At 38.6% G+C, this 2,140-nt stretch carries 2 protein-coding genes and 1 pseudogene; 2 read left to right on the forward strand and 1 reads right to left on the reverse strand.

Going from position 1 to position 2,140, the window contains the following annotated elements; translation table 11 throughout:
• Positions 1 to 79: 79 nt before the first annotated feature.
• Positions 80 to 513: pseudogene (locus tag GNF10_RS36520) on the reverse strand (transposase); the annotation flags it as partial.
• A gap of 341 nt (positions 514 to 854) precedes the next feature.
• Between GNF10_RS36520 and GNF10_RS36525 the strand changes: the two are divergent.
• Together GNF10_RS36525 and GNF10_RS36530 are read left to right on the forward strand one after the other, a co-directional pair.
• Positions 855 to 1,112, forward strand: coding sequence for a hypothetical protein (locus GNF10_RS36525; RefSeq protein ID WP_185581481.1), 258 nt, complete (start codon positions 855 to 857; stop codon positions 1,110 to 1,112).
• Positions 1,113 to 1,291: 179 nt separating this feature from the next.
• Positions 1,292 to 2,068: a DNA-directed RNA polymerase subunit alpha C-terminal domain-containing protein gene (locus GNF10_RS36530; protein WP_185607472.1), complete on the forward strand. Its 777-nt coding sequence runs from the start codon at positions 1,292 to 1,294 to the stop codon at positions 2,066 to 2,068.
• The last annotated feature ends 72 nt before the right edge of the window (positions 2,069 to 2,140 follow it).

Genomic DNA, 2,140 nt, shown 5'->3' on the forward strand with positions numbered 1-2,140 from the left:
GTTTGAGCATAACATCTATACTTCAACATGTAAAAGTTGTTTCTTGACAGGCTCTTAGAGCTGATTCGTAAAGTAAATCTTAAGTAGCTAATCGCCTGACCATGAGACGAAGCAAAGAACCATAAATCATCGCTTCACTGACCTCTGAATACACCTCATAATCTTTGCTTAACCGCCGAAATCGGTTCAGCTTTTCCATTGGTTCGCTCAACAATCCACCGCTTGGGCAACTGCTCAAACGTCTCAGAGGTTCGTTTAATCACTTCCACCCGCACCCGCTCACCACAGACCTGCCCAACAGCATTGGCAAAGTTTTTGCCAGAATACCCCTGGTCTACCCAGATCACTTCTAATTTGGACAATTTATCTTTTGCTTCATCCAACACAATCACCGCCCCTAATCGTTCTGAGGCATTTGCTGGGCGTGACGAGAACCCCAATCAACAATCCTTGAGAGTCTACGACGATATGCCGCTTACGTCCTTTAACCTTCTTGCCACCATCGAAACCGTAGGGGAGACGAGTGATGTTCAGTGCAACTATTCAACTTGATCTAGCATAAAATCTACTCAAGCTAACCCAGAAGCCCTTTAGATTTTCTTTACGAATCACCTCTAACATTTGAGTTAAATCGCAATAATTTGATATTTTTCAGTCCATGTGAGGATTTGGAGATTTCAGAACAAGGTGCTGTTTACAAAGATAATCAGGTGAATAATTGGAAAAATAAGTGATTCTGATTCCAGAATGGGTATTTTAATACTATATCTATATATAGATGTAAACATAAAAATAACGTGAAATAACTAAGTCTAGATTTGTACTAAGAAGAACTAAGAAGATTTTTTTTGAATATGGATAACGACAATCAGATAGACAAAGACAATTTCCTCTACCAGCGCTATCGATATCTTGGAAAGTACACGCCTCAAAATCTTTTATTCAATGCTAATCTTCAAGAATTTTCTGAACGTGTTTGTTATCTCTCTAATCTACAGACTTCGGGAAAAATTTCTTCACAGAAGTGCTATGAGGAAATTGAGTTCCTCTGGCAGCAGTTGACACAGAGCTTTAAGACGCTAATAATTGATGAATTTGACGTAAATGAATGATTGTTACACTTGATTACTCTTGGTTTGCTAGTATTCTTTTAAATAATTTGTTTTAGGTACTAAAACATACACAAGAAAATTTGCATAGTTATGGGCTGACTCTGAGGAATTTTCCATATTGTCAACACTGTATACACATGATATGTTTACTGTGTACACTGTTGACAAAGTAAAGGGATATGGGAAAAAAAAGCAAGGAATCACCTATTGTAAGCTTCCGTGTGCCACATTCTGTTGTCGAAAAGTTAATTACAGAAGGCAGATTAAAGCCTAGCCATATAAAGTCAGAGTTATCCAACCTAATCAAAAATGACTGGTTAGCCTCTGTTGATGCTGGTGTAGAACCAACCGTGAGTGTAAATACAGTTTATGAGCAACTAGCAAAAATAGATAGAGTTCTAGAAATACTTGAGGACAATAAGTCGAATGGCGTTGTTGATGCCAATGTAGACAGTGTTGAAAAAATTAGCTTTCCTCCAAGCTCCGACTCAATCTCGCCAGATAATCAGCTTGTAGAGGTTGCCAACAGTAATGTACATCCTGTAGAGGAAATAAATGGGGATAATACACCTGTAAGTGTTGTTGATGACAATGAGGACAGTGTTGAAAAAATTAGCATCCCTGAAAGCTCTGACTCAATCTCACCAGATAATCAGCTTGTAGAGGTTGCCAACAGCAATGTACATCCCGTAGAGGAAATAAATGGGGATAATACACCTGTAAGTGTTGTTGATGAAAACAGTATTGAGTCATTGAATTTGAAAAAAAATACTTATACGGCGCTTAAAGAGGCACAAGTTAACACAATAGAAGATTTAAAGAAATATGGTGTCACAGGCTTGCGAACGCTGAAAAATCTGGGAAATAAATCTGTATCTCAGATAGTTGAAGCATTGCTCTTCCGAGGGATTGAGTTACCAGAGTTACCAGACCCGGAACATACGCCTTCTCTCTGAGAAGTAATTCCGAAAGCTACGCGCTAGGACTTGATGAGCCGTTTTCAATATCCCAGTGTCAAAAACGTTGTA

Origin of the sequence: Nostoc sp. UCD121 (genome assembly GCF_014222285.1) — a bacterium.
GTDB lineage: Bacteria > Cyanobacteriota > Cyanobacteriia > Cyanobacteriales > Nostocaceae > Nostoc.

Excerpts from the sequence above, each read along its gene's own strand:
- GNF10_RS36530 (WP_185607472.1), top strand. The coding sequence starts at position 1,292 with ATGGGAAAAAAAAGCAAGGAATCACCTATTGTAAGCTTCCGTGTGCCA.
- GNF10_RS36525 (WP_185581481.1), top strand. The coding sequence starts at position 855 with ATGGATAACGACAATCAGATAGACAAAGACAATTTCCTCTACCAGCGC.